Source organism: Mesorhizobium sp. YR577, from assembly GCF_900116595.1.
Taxonomy (GTDB): Bacteria; Pseudomonadota; Alphaproteobacteria; order Rhizobiales; family Rhizobiaceae; genus Mesorhizobium_M.
Genome location: NZ_FPBI01000002.1, coordinates 332,677 through 349,647 on the forward strand (window position 1 = coordinate 332,677; position 16,971 = coordinate 349,647).

Below are 16,971 nucleotides of genomic sequence, written 5' to 3' on the forward strand. Positions count from 1 at the left end.
ATCGTTGATCGAGGGCGATTGGAGAGTCCGGCGGTGATCCAAGCCGTCATCGGACGCGAGGATTGGGCTCGCCGCTATGATCCGATCCGCCTGACCGTTCGACACGATGCGCTCCTCCGCGAACATGTCGCGGAGGCGATGGCGACGCATGTCGCCGTCGATGTCATGAATCCCGACGTGACGCTCAGCGATGTCGTCAACGACCCGGCGGCGCTCGCGCAGTATCGAACGGCTACCGGCAACCTACTCACTCACCTCGGCGTCGAGCAGCTTGTCTTAATACCTGGCCTGCCAATCTGCGAATTCAGCTTCGGCTACACGCGCGTATCATCCACGCCGGTCTACAAGCGCGAACACCAGGGTATGAGCGTCAACATGCCGGTTCGGCTCAAGGCGTTTGACCCGCTGCCCATCCAGGGACAGAAGCGCCCGATCTACGTCACCCAGCAGCGCAACGAGGCGCTCTACTTTAAGCTGGACGAGCAACGCGTACGCCGCTGGCTGAAGGCAAACGTCGTCGTCGATGTCCCGGAGAGCAGGCTCGGCCGTGCCTATCTCGAGCAATACGCTGACTTCGGACCATTCCTTGAGGTTTTTAAGGATCGTGAGGGCGGTGGCAGCTATCCCAGGACCGTCCCGGCCTACATCTATCTCCTGCTCCACAGCCTCTCGCACCAGATGATGCACTCGCTGGCGGACTCATCCGGCGTCGACCGCGACGGCATCGGCGAGCACATCTTCCCCGCAGACCTATCCTTCGTGATTTACCGCAAGGGAATGACACCGGATCTTGGAAACATCTCCGCTATGTGGCGCAATCATGGTGAGGAGTTCCTCCGTCGCGCGCGATGCCGCCCGATCCGAGCCGGCTTGCGGCCGCTCTCGCTGCGGACATCGCAAGCGACTACGTGACCCTGACGCCCACAACCGACGCGTTCCAGCACTTGGCAACGCTCGCTCGCCAGCGATTGACCATTATGATCCCATTCGTCGACCGCGTTGGTGCGGAATGGGCGGCTGATCTGTTCGGGACTACGGTCGCACCAGAACGTGTTTTAGTTATTAGGGATGCCGCGCAACTCGTCGGCTGTGGGAGGGCCGCTGCACGGGTGCGGGCGTCGGCGACCCGTATCATCGACTATGGTGGCTCGGACCTGGCTGAGGAGACCTTCCATGCCAAAATTGTTTTGGCCGACGGCATTGCCGCCTATGTCGGGTCCGCCAATCTGCTGCGCCGCTCGAAGGCTGACAATCTCGAATGTGGCATGCTGGTCGAGGGTCCGGCCGTGCATGCGGTTAAGGTACTGGTCGATGCAGTTATCAAGATGACTGAACACAATATGGTCGAAGGCTAATGGCTCGTCGCAAGAAAGCCCGGCCCAATTTCCAGCCGGCGAGGCCGGGTGATCTGTCGCTCGGCGTTGAAGAGATCTGCCGCGCCGAAATCGACGGCGCAATCGATTTGTTGATCCGGCACTACAACTTGGCGGCGGCGCACGTCCTGCTTTCCGCCGCTCAGGCAAACATCCGGAATGTCGCCACCCGTGAGGGTAAGCTCCTGCCGAATGATCCAGCACGTCACTTAAATGACCACGATCCCGAATTTGCCCGCGAAGTAAGTCCGCTTTTGGCTTTGCCGTACAATGCGCTCAAGCACGCATCAGGCGACCGAACTTCCCGCATCACGTTGCAGCCAGAGCTCGTCGAGCTCTTGCTACTCATTGCAGTAAACGACTTTGTCGCAATTTTCGGGAAACTTAGCGCACGAATGATGCTCTACAGGCACTGGGCGCACCCTCGCTATCCGGACCTGTTTGACTATGAGGACGCGCTCGGCGCACCCAGCGAACCCCTGAACTCTGTCAGCGGCGATATTGAGGTCGCGCTGGCGAAAGCGCGGATGATTCTGCACGATTTCGATCTCGACTCCACTCGCTATGAGAGCGCGGCAGCAGAATTGCACTTCGTCGAGCATCCCGATCTCGAGAAGCATCGGGAAAGTGGGTCCGAAAGAAGCCGCTGACCGAAAACCTGCTGGTCCGCCCGATGCACCTGCGGGCGTTGCCGCTTTGAGGGTCTTCAACTCTAGCCGAGAAATCGCTCCTGCCGATGCCAGTCAAGGGCTTCTGGATCAGGGCGCAGCCGCTGTTGAACTGGCAGGCGAAGATCTTGACCGGCCAGGTCATAGTAGTGCTTCCCGTTCTGGAAGTCCTCTCGCAAACGCGGGCTTACAACAAAGCGGAAATCCGGATCGGCCGTTACATAGCCGCGATCGAAAAGCTTGTGAATGTCGGTACGGAGCAGCAGCCCATTACTGACCTCGTGTTCACCGCCTGCGCCATAGGCCCGGATATGCGCTGCATCCAAAACCGGCAAGGTACGCTCGCCTGTAATGGCGCATCGGCGATCGTAGCTATCGGTCACCGCAACCCGAAACGTTCCTTGCCCCAGGCGCGGCTTGACCAAGCGCGGCGTACTATAGCGTGCGACTTCATCAAGCGGGCTGGGCGCAGCCGCCGACCGTGCCGCCAAGCGTTCACGGACCGCATCCCAGAAGAAGCGGCCGTCCGCATGGCCGGTGTCAAAAGACTTCCCTACCACGATGCTGGGAGCCCAGCGGTCGGCAATCGGAATCCACAGGTCACGGGGCCAGAAGAACGGCTGCTCCAGAATCCGGCATCCGATGGAGTAATCGGTTCGATATTCGACGGGCTCGCGCCGATATCGCGCAACCCGTCGTCGCATCTCCTCCAAGGACTCCGCGCCATTCATCACGCCGAAGGCCTCCCACGCGAGTGAGATCGGTACGATCGACGCATGTCCGAACAGCCCACCGCCAACGATGAAGTTGTTGGGGCTATGAAGCTTGAAGAGAAACAGCTCGCCCGGTTGAAGCGCTCGGAACTGCGACCGCCCCCCCGGGCTGCCAGAAGTTCACCTCGTCTACGTCCTGGCGGCGCGACAGAAATTCGAACCAATCCAGATCGGTGACGCCAACATAGATCTTGATCGCGTTGGTGCTCACGGAAACGCCTCGGCGCGGTCGCGCACGATCGCCTTCGCACGCTCTGCCGCTGTTTGAGCAGCATCAGCCCGTTCGGCAAAGGACGGCAGAGCCAGCGTAGGCGCTGCTTCGCGCAGGGCAGCGGCGATCGAACCTATCGCTTCTTCCGCACGAGTGACCGGCAACTCGATCGTGCGCGCGAGAGTTAGGAAGTCCTGCCGTGTAAGCCGGTCGTCCTTACCGTTGAGCTTTAGCGCCATACGATCGCCACCAAGCCCCGGAAAGACGTGGGTCGTCACGGCGTCGTAAAGGGGTGCGAACCGGACGGTCTCGAACCGCTTGGAGCCAGGCTCTGCAATCTTAAGGAGCGCCAGGTTCTTGAGATGCATGTCCCCGTCGGCGATCAGCCACGCGAAAAACGCCCGGCGGAACAAGGTCTCGATATCGGCGGCAGGATCGGTCGAAAGCGGCCGCAAACCCCGCGCCATGCGTTCGATCGTGCCGTCGTATTTGGCGGAGGCCGGCAGATCGAGAACCGAACAGAAATCCTCGAGCGCCAGGAAGCGTCGATCATCAGGCCCGTGTCGCACGTCGAATCGCTCGACGACCAATGCAGGTGACATCCCATCCGGCATGTCGATGAGCGCGGCGGCCGGAACCTCGAAGCCCGCTGCGCGACCAAGTTCAAGACAGAGCCATTCGACGACCGGCAGCATTTCGAAGCCCGCTGTTCCGGCCGGCTTAAGGATGTGAGTGAATGGCAGATCGATCGCGGGCAGTAGCGCGCCGTCCGATGCCAAATTCATCGGCGCCTTGATCTGGACACCCGATAATCTCGGCGTTTCCGCGCGCGCAAATAGCTGAGCCAAATTGTGCTCGAACGTCTCCTCGATCTCGCCTCGCGACGGGCCGACGTATCGACCAGTGAAGCGCCCATCGTCGGTGAACGCGGCAAGTTCGGTGTCGAGTTCGTCCCGCGGCAGGACGTTGAGCTCGGCTTGGCTCTCGACGACCGCGATATTTGACATGTAGCGTTTGCCGCGTCGCAGCGCTTCGCGTTCATCCCGCTGATGAAGCACTTGCGCAAGCCATCCTTCGGGGAGGAGTGACTCGATAAAAGCTGGCAGCTTGCCTGGCGCGGTCTGTCGGACAAGCGGCGGTCCGCTGCGCTTGACAGGCTTCCAACGCCATTCGAACCCATCATGGATTAGACGACCGAGGGGATCCCCATGCCATGCCACAAGGAGATCCAGTGCTGCCTTGTTAACGGGACCCTTGGCTGTCGCCGGGCGCGCAATCAGATAGCGCTCAGCGCCCTCCCCTTCGCGGTACCATCCGTTCTCGCGAGCCAACGCCCAGACCGCGTCAGCGGCCACCTGTGGCGAGCCGTATTCCTCTATGAGTCTTACCGCCATTTCGGCGCGCATCGATTCGGTGATGGCGCTAGCATGCTCGCTCCGCAAGCGGAACGCTTCCAGGAAGCGTTGGCGCGGCGAGGAAACGTCAACTCGCAACTCGCCGAGATCGTCCCCTACCACCGCAGAGGCAGTCGAAGGATGGGGGGGCGCCTCATTCTGGATTATTTCGAGCGTCCGTAGCCGGGTTCGTTGGTTGCGCCGTCCGCTGACGAACAGGCGGCCGTCAGGGGTGGGAGCGAGAAGTTGGGCAGAGGCCGACGATAGATAGGCAGTAGGATAGAGGTAGCGCGCGATGCGCACGGCATGGTCCAGCACGGCTTGCTCGATGTCTTCGCCTGACCGGGCATAAACACCGCGGACGAGCGGGACGAGCTCCCCCGCCGCCGCTAATACATGTGCGCGCCTTTTATCTATCGTCTCTCCAACTAGCAATAAGGACACGGACTTTCTCGCATTTCAGATGCGTGAAAGTCCGCCAACGAACACCAAAAGTCAAGGACTTTCTCGCATCTGAAATGCGAGAAAGTCGCAGCATTCAGGGCTAGGGCAAGTGCCGCCCGCTTCCAGCAGCACGATTCCACCATCTTAGAGGTGTAGGCCAGACAGCTCGACCTAAATCGCAAAATGCTTGGAACGGAGCCCGGTTACCCGCTCGATCCGATTGACTAGATAGGTTCGATAGTTGGTCAGGATACCTTCGGCGTCCGTTTCGCCACCGCTCAAAAACATGTCCGTCTCTCGCAACGCCTGCTCCAATGTCAGACCGCCGGCACCGCCATCGCGACAACCACTTCCGTGGCCTGGTTCCCGAATGGAAAGCTGGCCCGACCCCTCATCGACTAGGCCAGTGGACAGTTCACGACGCGTGTCTGCCTGACTTGAGGCGCGGCGCACCAGCAGGTAAAAGCCCGACTCGAAGCTGGTGGCCCAGACGAAGGGCACTGGCCTGCCCTTTCGCGGTTGATCGGCGAAAATATCAGTTGCAGTCCGGACGGTTCACCGCGGCACAGCAGAGTCGCGAATATCAAGCGTCTGCCCTGGCACCAGACCGTTCCAACAAAGGAAGGAATGTGTGTCCAGTCTTATATTCTTGACCCTGGAGGAAGTAGTCGCCCGCTATCGTGGGCAGATCAGCGAGGGGACCTTTTGCAACTGGCGTTCAAGGAGGATCGGCCCCTCCTTCATCAAGGTAGGCAAAGCGGTTCTCTACCCTCTGGAGGAACTCGAACGTTGGGATCGCAAGAACCTGGTCGTCTGCCGCTCCACTCAAGCGCTGCAAGTCGAAGAACCACCTAAAGGAAAGTCTTCGGAACAGGCTGCATAGCTGGACTGGCACCCTCAGCAGCGAGCCGCTGACGCGGCTCGGACCACTTTTTTTGCCGGGTGGCTACAGCATCCGATTTTTATCCGAAGCTATCCGAGGCTACGATCATCGCATTAAGCCTCTTCCCTTCATCGAAAAACGCGCCTCACTGTGCTCGTGCAAGAGCGGGTTCGACAGTTGCGGTGCGTGCCTGAAGTGGCCCACGGCACTCCGGTCGGCTCCGCGCCCAACCAACTGACAATCGTCTAACCTGCGCGGTCGACGATGCGTGTGGAGGCATCATGAATGAAAGAAAATTTCTCACGGACGAAGAAGTTTCAGAGCGCTATCGCGGGGGTATTTCCGTCGGAACCCTCCGCAATTGGCGAGCGATGAAAATCAGGCCGACCTACATTAAGATCGGCAAAGCCGTGTTATATCCCCTTGAGGAGCTCGATGCATGGGATCGAAAAAATATCGTAATCTGCCGTGCGCCAAACCGACATGCCGTGCGCGCACCTAATGAGGTGTGATCTCCCCGTTGGAGGCCGTCTAACCGCCCCCAATTACCGGCTGCGCAGCCTTTCTGGAATCTACATTTTGTGTTTATTTTCAACTTGTTATGGCGAATTGCAAGATTGATCCATAACACCCCAGCATCATTCTCGATGATGCCAGGGTGCTTAGCTACTCTATTGGGTCTTGATCGCGGCTGCCGATCAAGCCGCAAAATGCGAGACGAATTTGGTCGTCAGATAGGCTTCGATAGCCTCCGAGCCGCCTTCGGTACCGTATCCTGAGTCCTTCGTACCACCAAAAGGCACTTCCGGCAGCGCGAGCCCGTTGTGGTTGATCGTGGTCATGCCGGCTTCAACCTTCATGCCCAGCACCTGGCTCGTCGCAGCCGATGTGGTGAAGGCATAGGATGCCAAGCCGAAGGGCAGCCGATTGGCTTCGTCGATCGCCTCATCAAGCGTGGAGAAGCGGTTGACGATCGCGACCGGACCGAAGGGTTCCTCGTTCATGATCCGCGCGCTCTTTGGAGCATTGGCGATGACGGTCGGCTCGAAGAAATTGCCCTTGTTGCCTATGCGGCGTCCGCCGGTCTTCACTTCAGCGCCTTGCGCGACCGCGTCCGCAATCAAAGCTTCAAGCGCGGGAATGCGACGCTCATTGGCCAGCGGCCCCATCTGGGTACCCTCATCCAGCCCGCTGCCGACGCGAATTGCCTTCGCAGCCTGTGTAATGCCTTCCAGGAAGCCATCATAGACGCCATCCTGTACGAGGAAGCGCGTCGGCGAGACGCAGACCTGGCCGGCATTGCGGAACTTCGACATCGACAGCACTTTTACCGCAGCGCCGAGATCGGCATCCTCGAAGACAATTGCCGGAGCATGGCCGCCAAGCTCCATGGTCGCACGCTTCATGTGCTGCCCGGCCAGCGCCGCCAGATGCTTGCCGATCGGCGTCGAGCCGGTGAACGAGATCTTGCGGATGACCGGATGCGGTATGAGATATTCCGAGATTTCGGCGGGAACGCCGTAGACGAGGTTGATGACGCCCTTCGGCACGCCTGCATCGGCGAAAGCGCGGATCAGTTCCGCCGGCGAGGCAGGGGTTTCTTCCGGCGCCTTGACAATAATGGAGCAGCCGGCAGCCAGAGCGCCCGAAAGCTTGCGCACGATCTGGTTGATCGGGAAGTTCCATGGCGTGAAGGCTGCAACCGGGCCAACCGGGAGCTTGATCGCCATCTGCGACACGCCAATGGTGCGCGCTGGAATGATCTGGCCATAGGTGCGGCGAGCTTCTTCCGCGAACCAGTCGATGGTGTCGGCGCCAGCAAGCACTTCACCTTTGGCTTCGGCCAGCGGCTTGCCCTGCTCGCGCGTCATGATGCGGGCGATCTTGTCGGCCCGCTCGCGCAAAAGATCGGCCGCCTTGCGCATGATCTTGGAACGCTCAAATGCCGAAGTCGCGCTCCAGACCTTGAAGCCGCGATCAACTGCAGCAAGTGCCGCGTCCAGATCGGCCTTCGTGGCATGTGCGATCTTCCCGATCACCTCACCCGTAGCCGGGTCCAGAACGGGAATGGTTTTGCCCTCAACTCCGGATCGCCATTCGCCATCGATGAAAAGCTGCGTGTCGGGGTAACTGACGTCGGTATTGGCCACGGATGAGGTTCCTGTTCAATTTGACATGAGGACAGGATCGCTCACGAGGCAGCCCTGTGCGAGTGGACGTAGTGCCGCAACACCCTGTTTGGCAAGCCCGCCGTGATAAAGAAAGCTTTCCTTTCCCAGCTCGGCCTGCTGCTAACCCTCGTAGGGCGGTCTCCCGTCTTGGGCTTTCACGCAAGATCGAACGACGGGTCGAAACGCATCACATCGGCCCGTGTCGGCAATCCGGCCCGGCCCCCGGGCATCGCACATTTGAGTGCGGCAACCGTGTTCGAGAACGCAATCGCCTTCTCGATCGGCCAGCGATAGGACAGTGCCAGCGTCAACGCGCCATGAAACGCGTCTCCCGCGCCAACCGTATCGACCACATGCACCGACGGCGGTCTCGCGTTCGCCAGTTTTCCATCGCAAAGCCAATAAAGGCCGGCTGCGCCGTCGGTAACACCGATGAGCTGGTGCTCCGGTCCGGCAACGAGCCTCAAGCCGGTTTCGATGTCGTTCTCTCCGGAAAACTGCACCAGGCCCGGCTTCGAGAAGACGACATACTCGGCAATATCGACAAGCGGCGCGATTGCATCGCGACCGTGCCGCGAGATATCCGCGTCAAGCACTGTCGGAATGCCCCGCGACCGCGCTGCCTCATATGACTTGAGCGCACCTTTCGGCCACGACAGATCGCAAAGGACGGCGCCACCGAGGCTCTCAGGCTCCAGCCATTCGGCATCGTCGGGCAGATCGGGGTCGGCATAAGCGACGATCAGCCGTTCGCCCGAGCCGTCGACCAGGATGACCGATCCCGGCGACCTGTGACCGGCAAAATGCCTGAGCCAGCGGGTATCGACGGCCTCGTTGCTCAGTTCCCGGCGAAGCGCGATGCCTGTAGCGTCCTCACCCAGACGGCCGGCGAAAATCGCCTTGCCGCCAAGGCGGGCGATGGCGACGCTGGCATTGGCTGCCGGCCCGCCGCCGACATCGCGGCGCGACTTCGCATAGATCTTGACCGGCTGCGCCGGTATCTCGGCGACGCTCATGATGATGTCCTGGATCGCCAAGCCAAGACAAAAAACTTCGCCCGGCCGATGCTCAGACAAGGGCCGCACCAGAGGTGGGATGAAAAAGATGAATGCGACCGACGTCGAGGTGGAACCTACGCTCCTTGTCGCCTACATGCACCGCGCCCGGCTTGACCCTCGTCATGATCTCGCGACCTCCGAGCAAGACGACTGCGATCGAGTCCGCACCGTGATCCTCGACGAGAACAATGTCGGATGAGAAGTCGTAAGCGCTTCCAGAGCCGCGCCTCTGAGACACAAGGGAGACGTGCTCCGAGCGCAGCCCGACCTCGACATGATCGATGTTCTGCAGCGCTTTCATGCGAGCAGCGGGCAGCTTGACTTCTTGCCCTTTGCCGAAGACCAGCCAGGCCTCATCGCCTTCCCGGCGCAGTTCTGCAGGCAGCAGACTCATCGGCGGCGAACCTATAAACGTACCGACGAAGCTGTTGGCCGGCCTTTCATAGATGTCCATCGGCGTGCCGATCTGCTGCACTTCGCCGAGCTTCAAGACAACGATGCGATCGGCCATGGTCATGGCCTCGATCTGGTCGTGCGTGACGTAGATGCTGGTGGTGCGCAACGCCATCTGCAGCTTACGGATTTCCATACGCATTCCGACACGCAATTTGGCGTCGAGGTTCGATAATGGCTCGTCGAAGAGAAAGACTTCCGGCTCACGGATCAGGGCGCGGCCGAGCGCGACGCGCTGGCGTTGCCCACCCGAAAGCGCCTTCGGCTTGCGTTGCAGAAGCGCATCCAGTTCGAGCATTTTGGCAACATCCGCGACACTTTGCGCGATGTCGCCAGCAGGCAGGTCGCGCATCTTCAAGGCAAAGCCAAGATTCTCGGCGACCGTCATGTGCGGGTAGAGTGCATAGTCCTGAAACACCATCGCCATGTCACGATCACGCGGTGCAACAGTGCTGATGTTGCGTCCATCAAGCAGGATTTCGCCGCCGGATATTTCCTCCAGGCCCGCGATCATGCGCAACAATGTGCTTTTACCGCAGCCTGACGGCCCGACCAGAACGATGAACTCGCCATCGGCCACTTCGAGGTCCACGGCCTTCACGGCCTCGACCGTTCCGAACCGCTTCTGCACGGAGCGCAGTGTCAACCCTGCCACTTTCTTCTCACTCCCGTGTTGACATTCGCTGTTTCTAAAGCACAATAATTACACAGTGTAAATATCATGGAAACTCGATGTCTGGACGCTTTGCACCGAGGAGCAGAAGGGAGACCAGAGCGGTCGTCCTCGAAAGCCTTTTGCGCAGCGGAGGAGCCTTCAGGCCGCTGATTGCCAAGGATGCACAGCTCACTGAAGCAAGTATTTCTCGCATTCTGACCGAATTGCGCAGTGAAGACATCATTGAGGAAATTCGCCGCCCCGCCCCTTATGTCGGCGGCCCGACGGCTCTCGTTACACTAAGCAAGAATATTGCTGTCGCGGGCATAGAACTGTCGAACGACCGGCTTTCGTTTGGCATTGGCGATCTTGGCGGCATCATTGATTATGTCGAACGCATGCCGGCCTCGCCGCAACTGAAACAGTCAGAATTCGAGCGATTGTTCGGCAATTGCCTTGCCACGATGACGCAGTGGACGGCCAAGAGGGGCATTTCCATCCGTCATGCAGCATTGTCCATCCCGGGTTACAGCAGAGCAAACACCAATCCGATTTTTACCTGGGACATGAAACGCCTACGCGCCTTTCTGGCCGAAGTTCTGGAAGGTGTTCCGCTGTCGATCACCAACTCGGTTATCGCGCAAGCTGCTTTCCATCGATATTCCAGCACCGCCGCCTACCCGATCGAAGGCGATCACCTGTTCCTGTTCGTCGGCCATGGCGTGGCCGGCGTGGTCGTCAATGAAACAGCGCCTATCGACACCTTCTCGCCATTCGAACTCGGGCATATGGTCATCGAGCGCAACGGGCACGCGTGCCGGTGCGGCCACAAGGGCTGTCTTGAAGCTTACACCTCCTTGAAAGCCGTCTCGAAGATCATCGGCATCGCCGAGAGCGAGGTGCTGCATCAAGGCGACGGGTTCATCGAAGCACTCGATCTTGGTGACGACATTCGAACAAGCCTTCGCGAACGTCTCTTCCTGCTGGGTCTTGGTCTCGGCAACGCACTGAATTTGCACCCCGTCTCCTCTGTTGTGATCAGTGGCTGGCCGTCGCTGATGCCGGTCGCAGACCACGATGCAATCCTGGAAGGCCTCGACGAAAGCCTTCTTGGCGGCTTCGACCAGGATCGTCTCAAACTTTCTTTCATCGCACCGTCCATCGGCAACGACCCGCAGGCGGCGCTCTACTACGCAGCCTATTGTTTCGTGCGCAGCGGCGGGCTTGAGGCGAAAGCCGAGCCCCAGGCTGCGCTGGGGGAGAATGCCTGATGACGATCTTGCACCGGACCGGAAACATCGTGGCCGGCAGCCGAAAAGTAGGCGTCCTCTTCGTTGCTTCATCTCTGTTTTCCGAAGCTGCAGCCAAGGCGTTGATTAACCGCACGCAGGAACTTGCCGGCGACGAAAGGCTGAAGGGCCGGCTTCAGGTTGCGGAAAAACTCGCTCGGGATCGTGAAAGCTGCGCCGAGGCTCTGAAGGCGCTGGATCTCGATCAACTCGACGGTTTGGTCATCCAGCTTTCGACGTTTTGTACTGCAGAGCTACTGCATGAGGTTCTCGACAAGATCGGAAGCCGCCAGATGCCCATAGCGCTCTGGGCGCTGGAAGAGGCCGATGAGATTGTCACGAACTCATTGTGCGGGGCGCAGCTTTGGGCATCGACGCTCAACCGTTTCGACCGCCGTTTCACCTTGCTGCTCGGCAATCCCGGCGATGCCGCGATCGTCGATGAACTTGCGGCCTTCGCTGCTGCCGCGCGTGCGCGCGCAAGCATTACCGGAGCACGCATTGCCCTGCTCGGCGCGCACGCCGACTGGTTCACAAACCTGGCGGCCGACCCCTGGGCGCTGAAGCAAGCGCTCGACGTGACCATCGAGCAGACGACTTTGGTCCGTTTCCTTGAAGACTGCAAAGCCGACGAGGCCTCGGAGAACGCGGCGGCGAAACGCTGGTCCGACGCCCGCTTCGAAGACGGCAACGCAGAGAACGGGCGACAGACGCTCGGCCGCACCTATGCCCGTCTGGAGGCAGGCCTTGATCGGATAAAGGCCGATGCCATCGCCATTCGTGACTGGCCCGAGATCCTTTATGCGGAAAATTTCCGCGGCACCTGGGCTGCACTCGGCGAACTTTCCGACCGTGCTGTGCCGATCGCCCCGGAAGGCGACGTGATGGGCGCGCTGACTGCCCTTGCCATTCGCGCTTTCGATCCGTCGTCGCTCCCGTTCCTGACCGATATTTCCGGCATCGACCGCGCCAACAACAGGCTGGTGCTCTGGCACTATGGCGTCAGCCCACGCCTTTCGGATGGGCCTCGCTCGCTCGACCCGGTGCTGAAACAGGAAAGCTTTCCGCTGCGCGCCGGCGCGATGACCTTGCTGCGTCTATCCTTGCGAAATGACGGCGAGATCCGGATTTTCGTTGCCGAAGGCGAGATTGAGACGGAGCGCTCAAAGGCCAATCGCGCCGCCGGCTATTTCCGTCCGGCGACGATGGAAGCAGAGGCATTCATCCGGAATTTCATCGAAGAGGGCTACGAGCATCACGTCACCGCCGTTTACGGCCATTGGGGCAATGCAGTGCTTCACCTGGGGCGTCAGCTTGGGCTGAAGGTCAACCATGCTTGACACCGGCCGCACGCCGTTTGCCGATCTGCTGCCGCGCGGCGTGGTCCATCGTCCCGTCTCGGTTGGCTGGCGCGCAGATGGCGGCTCGTGGACATCCGCGCCCTTTGGTGAAATCCCAGGCGGAAAAGTCGACGCAAGCGCCAGTGACAACGGGCAAACCATTCGCATTGTCGTCTCAAAGACGGACGCCTCGGCAATCGAGATTGCCTTCGCCGTTCCGAAAATTTTTCAGGCCTTCGGCGGCGGCGAAAGGTTCGAAACGCTTGATCTGCGCGGCCAGTCGGTGCGTTACTACCTGGAGAATTTCGGGCTCGGCAACGGTACCTACCTGCCAAGCCCATGGATCGCGACGACACTTGGTTATGCGGTATTCCTGCCCGAGGAAGCGCCGGCTGTTTTTCACATAGCGCCTTCCTTCGATCCGAATGTGTTCCGTATTCAGGTCGAGGGCGATCGTCTCGATCTCGAGATTCATCTGGGCGATTTGTCCGAACTCTATGCCCTGCTGATAGACCGCATCGGCCCGCCGCTAATGCCGGAAGACAGCTTTTTCAGCCTGTGGAAGGCCGGCGACTGGAGGACCGAAAACGCAAAGACGGTCGCCGCCGACGTAGCCGGTCACTCCAGCCTGGGCTTGCCGATGGGCGTCAAACTGATCGATGCCTATTGGTCGGGCGAGGTTCATTCCTTCGCCTTCGACACGCAGAAATACCCTGACGCCGAGGGCATGATCGCCGACCTGACCAAGGATGGCACCGACATTTATCTTTGGCTGTGTCCCTGGGTCGTGGTTGGAACCCGGTCTTACGAGCACGCAAAGGCGCAGGGTTATGTGATCGTCGATGCCGCGGGAGAACTCATCACGCGGCGTCCCGGTGCCAATCCCAACATCATCGCCGCGCTTATCGATTTCTCCAATCCGAAAGCCCGAGCATGGTGGTCGGACAATCTGCGCGGCTTGCTAAAACAAGGCATAAAGGGCTTCAAGGCCGACTTCGGCGAACAGTTGCCGGAGCATGCGGTTCTCATGTCGGGAGAAACCGGCGGCAAGGCGCACAACGCCTTCGTTCGCTACTATCTGGAGGCCACCATTGACGCCTTCGATGGCGGCACTCCGGCAATCATCAGCCGTTCAGGTTCGCCCCGCATTCGTGCGCCGATCTGGAGCGGCGACCAGACCTCGGATTTCTGCCCCAAGACCGGCCTTCCGTCGGCGATCCGCGCCGTCCAGAGCGCCAGTCTTTCAGGCTGGTCCTTCGTAGGCAGTGACCTTGGCGGTTACTTCGGTACGCCGACCCCGCAGGTTTTCGCGCGCTGGGCCCAATTTGCCTGCTTCACGCCCCTGATGATGCTTCACGGTCTTGGCTGCCGCGAGCCGTGGGACATGGACGACAGTTCGGCCAGAACGTACAAGCGCTTCGCAGCGCTTCATCTCGCACTGCTTCCCGTCTTCCAGCACTACGGCCGCCAGGCGGCCAGCGGCGGACTCCCGCTCCTGCGCATGATGCCGCTGGCATTCCCGGAGATCGACTGGCGCGCAATCAACGACTGGGATCAGCAATTCATGCTGGGCGATGACATACTGGTCGCGCCTGTTGCCTTTTACGGCAACGTGCGTGCGATCTATCTGCCTGCCGGCGACTGGTACGACGTGTTGGCAGGAGAATGGGTCAGCGGGCCTGCTTGGCGGGTTCATGACGTTCCGCTTGAGAACATGCCGCTATTCGTTCGCTCAGGCGCAAGGCTGCCGCTTGCAGCGGACACCGCATCACGTCGTGTTTCCATGCTGGTTTTCGTCAACCCGGAAAATGCTGATCGCCTGTCGATCGACCATGCGGAGGAGCACGCCTGGAATTTGGACCGTGTCGGGATAGTCGGGTCGAGCGGGCGCGCGCGTATCGAGGGTGGAGCGGAGCGGCGGCCGAACGGCAAGGATGCGGCGATCGAGGATTGGTTCGGCCCTGACATCCTCTGGGCGACGCCGCCTTACGCCAAACATATGGAAATCGTCCTGGATAAAACGACGGAGAAGTCGACACGACAGGGCTGACGTCAACAGTGGAGGAGACGACATGACCATACATAGCTTTCTCAGAAAGAGCGTAGCATCTGCTGCGATCGCCATTGGCCTCGGTCTTTCGCCGGCCATGGCGGACAACATCGTATTCTGGGTCAACTCGCCGCTTGCCTCGGGGCCCGACGCGCCGATCTACGCGGAAATCAAGGCCTTCGAAAAGGAAACCGGGCACACGGTCGAAGTCCAATCGGTTGCCCACATGGAAATGGAACGCAACCTTTTCGTTGCACTGTCCGGCGGTGCCGGTCCCGATGTCATGGCGCTCGACATCGCCTGGGTCGCCGGCCTAGCGGATGCGGGCCTGCTTGCCGATCTCTCCGAAAAATCCAAGCCGTTCGCGGCCGAATATCAGGCCGGCCCGCTTGCCAGCGGACGCTTCGACCAGCGCCAATACGCGATGCCGCTCTACACCAACAACGTGGCGTTGTTCGTCAACGACCGCATGTTGAAGGAAGCAGGCATAGACAAGGCGCCGGCCAATTGGGAAGAGTTTCACAAGGCCGCCGTCGCCATGACGAACAAGGACAAGGATACCTACGGCCTGACTTTCGGCGGCAGCCGCATGGGCGCCTTCCAGCTCTACAGCTTTATCTGGGAGAACGGCGGCGACATAATCGACGAAACCGGCAAGGTTCGCGTCGGTGAGCCGGGAGCGGTCGACGCGGTGGATTTTCTCGCCAAGCTCTACACCGAAAACCACGCCATGCCGGAATCGGTGCTTACCGCAGGCTCGTGGGATGAGGTCAACGCGCCCTTCATCCAAGAACGCGCCGGCATGCTGATCAGCGGCGACTGGGCACTGTCGGCGCTTGAGAAAGGCAACCCCAAACTCGAGTTCTCCGTCTATCCTCTGCCTACCGGCAAGCAGGCCGCCACCGTTATCGGCGGCTACAATCTGGCGATCAACGCGAACTCCTCGGTTCAGGATGCAAGCTGGGAACTGGTGCGCTGGCTGACCGGTCCTCGCAGTGTCGAGCTTATGAAAAAGTATGACCGGCTTTCAGCGACGGTTGCGGCAACCACGCCGGAAGCGATTGCAGCCCTGCCGGAAAAGCAGCGGCCATTCATGCAGCAGGCCGACGCCGGAAAGGCACGCCCGGTCGTCGCGGCATGGAGCCAGATCCACAACGAAATCATCGCTAATGTGTGGGACTCCGTCCTTCGCGGCAAGCCGGCCAAGGACGCCATGGCCGAAGCCTCGACCGCCATTCAGGGTTTGCTGGGGCAATAGCTGCAAATGTTGACGCGCTCCTCGCCCCGTCAGGAACTCAAGAAGACCTGGTCGTCCGTGTTCGAGACCGGACGGGGTGCGCGCATCTATCCTTATCTGATGGTGCTGCCGGCAGTGCTCGTCGTTGTCGGCGTTGTGGTCTACCCGCTGGTCTCCGGCATCCTTTCGGCGTTCTACGACGTCACCCTCAGGACGCTCGGCAGCGGCAGGATGAACTTTGTCGGCCTGCGCAATTTCGAGCGTGTATTCGCCGATCCCGTCTTTCTCCAGGCATCGTGGAACACGCTGGTCTGGGTTGTCCTGAACGTTGTCGCCCAGTTGGGACTCGGCCTGGGATTGGCGCTGCTGCTGCATCGGGCCATGCCCGGCATCGGCTTCTTCCGCTCCGGCATTCTCGTGCCATGGGTCGTGCCGAGTGTCGTTGCTGTGCTGACCTGGCGCTGGATGTATGACCCGAGCGTCGGCATCGCCAACGAATTGCTGCTGCAGCTGGGTATCATCGACGATTACCATCCCTGGCTTGGCGATACGGCGACGTCGCTTTACGCAGTGACGATAGAGAGCATATGGAAGGGTACGCCCTTCGTCATGCTGCTGCTTCTTGCAGCGCTGCAGCTCGTCCCGCGTTCCGTCCTTGAAGCCGCCTCCATGGACGGAGCTTCCGGTTGGCGCAAGCTGTGGCATGTGATCCTGCCGCAGATACGCGTGTCCTTCGCCATTGCCGCAGTGCTGACCTTCATCCTCACTGTCAACAACTTCAATGCGATCTGGCTGATGACGGAAGGCGGACCGCTCAACTCGTCGGAGATCCTCTTCACACTAGCCTATAAATACGGCTTCAAGCGCTTCGATCTCGGCATGGCATCGGCCGTGGCCACCATGCTCTTCGTCGGTCTCGTCATCGCGACGACGATCTACCTTAAACTCATCCAGGCACGTGAGGGCGACTGA

The 16,971-nt window shown here is 60.2% G+C and carries 16 protein-coding genes; 10 read left to right on the forward strand and 6 right to left on the reverse strand.

What is annotated here, in order from left to right:
- Window positions 1–33 precede the first annotated feature (33 nt).
- From BM413_RS04470 to BM413_RS04480, 3 genes are read left to right on the forward strand one after another with little or no spacing between them, the layout of a single operon-like run.
- On the forward strand, window positions 34–912 hold the full coding sequence (locus BM413_RS04470; protein ID WP_210188905.1) for a hypothetical protein: 879 nt from the start codon (window positions 34–36) through the stop codon (window positions 910–912).
- On the forward strand, window positions 909–1,355 hold the full coding sequence (locus BM413_RS04475) for a phospholipase D-like domain-containing protein (RefSeq protein WP_244537755.1): 447 nt from the start codon (window positions 909–911) through the stop codon (window positions 1,353–1,355). Before BM413_RS04470 ends, BM413_RS04475 begins: the two co-directional genes overlap by 4 nt.
- Complete coding sequence (locus BM413_RS04480; RefSeq protein ID WP_091910840.1) at window positions 1,355–2,023, forward strand: hypothetical protein; 669 nt, start codon at window positions 1,355–1,357, stop codon at window positions 2,021–2,023. Before BM413_RS04475 ends, BM413_RS04480 begins: the two co-directional genes overlap by 1 nt.
- A gap of 62 nt (window positions 2,024–2,085) precedes the next feature.
- Here BM413_RS04480 and BM413_RS04485 read toward each other — a convergent pair whose 3' ends face one another.
- The 3 genes from BM413_RS04485 to BM413_RS04495 form a co-directional block, all read right to left on the reverse strand.
- Window positions 2,086–2,772 (reverse strand): HNH endonuclease, encoded by a 687-nt coding sequence (locus BM413_RS04485; RefSeq protein ID WP_244537773.1) that lies wholly within the window; start codon window positions 2,770–2,772, stop codon window positions 2,086–2,088.
- 249 nt (window positions 2,773–3,021) lie between these two features.
- On the reverse strand, window positions 3,022–4,863 hold the full coding sequence (locus BM413_RS04490) for a HipA domain-containing protein (RefSeq protein ID WP_091910842.1): 1,842 nt from the start codon (window positions 4,861–4,863) through the stop codon (window positions 3,022–3,024).
- A 171-nt stretch (window positions 4,864–5,034) separates the two neighbouring features.
- Entirely contained in the window at window positions 5,035–5,364 is a 330-nt protein-coding gene (locus tag BM413_RS04495) for a hypothetical protein (protein ID WP_091910843.1), read from the reverse strand.
- A 130-nt stretch (window positions 5,365–5,494) separates the two neighbouring features.
- Here BM413_RS04495 and BM413_RS33515 point away from each other — a divergent pair, with 130 nt between their 5' ends.
- Both BM413_RS33515 and BM413_RS04505 read left to right on the forward strand, forming a co-directional pair.
- Entirely contained in the window at window positions 5,495–5,746 is a 252-nt protein-coding gene (locus BM413_RS33515; protein ID WP_091910845.1) for a helix-turn-helix transcriptional regulator, read from the forward strand.
- 281 nt (window positions 5,747–6,027) lie between these two features.
- The gene (locus BM413_RS04505) at window positions 6,028–6,258 is read left to right on the forward strand and encodes a helix-turn-helix transcriptional regulator (RefSeq protein ID WP_091910847.1); all 231 of its coding nucleotides are present in this window, start codon (window positions 6,028–6,030) and stop codon (window positions 6,256–6,258) included.
- Between the two features lie 186 nt (window positions 6,259–6,444).
- Here the strand turns inward: BM413_RS04505 and BM413_RS04510 are convergent, their stop codons facing one another.
- The 3 genes from BM413_RS04510 to ugpC form a co-directional block, all read right to left on the reverse strand.
- Complete coding sequence (locus BM413_RS04510) at window positions 6,445–7,896, reverse strand: NAD-dependent succinate-semialdehyde dehydrogenase (RefSeq protein ID WP_091910849.1); 1,452 nt, start codon at window positions 7,894–7,896, stop codon at window positions 6,445–6,447.
- Window positions 7,897–8,072: 176 nt separating this feature from the next.
- Entirely contained in the window at window positions 8,073–9,002 is a 930-nt protein-coding gene (locus BM413_RS04515; protein ID WP_280141814.1) for a PfkB family carbohydrate kinase, read from the reverse strand.
- Window positions 8,986–10,083 (reverse strand): ABC transporter ATP-binding protein, encoded by a 1,098-nt coding sequence (gene ugpC, locus BM413_RS04520; RefSeq protein ID WP_091910853.1) that lies wholly within the window; start codon window positions 10,081–10,083, stop codon window positions 8,986–8,988. Before ugpC ends, BM413_RS04515 begins: the two co-directional genes overlap by 17 nt.
- Window positions 10,084–10,160: 77 nt before the next feature.
- On the opposite strand from ugpC, the gene BM413_RS04525 reads away from it, so the two are divergent.
- From BM413_RS04525 to BM413_RS04545, 5 genes are read left to right on the forward strand one after another with little or no spacing between them, the layout of a single operon-like run.
- A complete protein-coding gene (locus tag BM413_RS04525) occupies window positions 10,161–11,354 on the forward strand; it encodes an ROK family protein (protein ID WP_091910854.1) in 1,194 nt (397 codons plus the stop codon).
- Window positions 11,354–12,712 (forward strand): hypothetical protein, encoded by a 1,359-nt coding sequence (locus BM413_RS04530; protein WP_091910856.1) that lies wholly within the window; start codon window positions 11,354–11,356, stop codon window positions 12,710–12,712. The genes BM413_RS04525 and BM413_RS04530 overlap by 1 nt, the downstream gene beginning before the upstream one ends.
- Complete coding sequence (locus BM413_RS04535; protein WP_091910858.1) at window positions 12,705–14,762, forward strand: glycoside hydrolase family 31 protein; 2,058 nt, start codon at window positions 12,705–12,707, stop codon at window positions 14,760–14,762. Before BM413_RS04530 ends, BM413_RS04535 begins: the two co-directional genes overlap by 8 nt.
- Before the next feature lie 22 nt (window positions 14,763–14,784).
- Window positions 14,785–16,020: an ABC transporter substrate-binding protein gene (locus tag BM413_RS04540; protein ID WP_175544238.1), complete on the forward strand. Its 1,236-nt coding sequence runs from the start codon at window positions 14,785–14,787 to the stop codon at window positions 16,018–16,020.
- A 6-nt stretch (window positions 16,021–16,026) separates the two neighbouring features.
- Window positions 16,027–16,971 carry a carbohydrate ABC transporter permease gene (locus tag BM413_RS04545; protein ID WP_091910862.1) on the forward strand — a complete coding sequence of 315 codons (945 nt, stop codon included), beginning with the start codon at window positions 16,027–16,029 and terminating at the stop codon, window positions 16,969–16,971.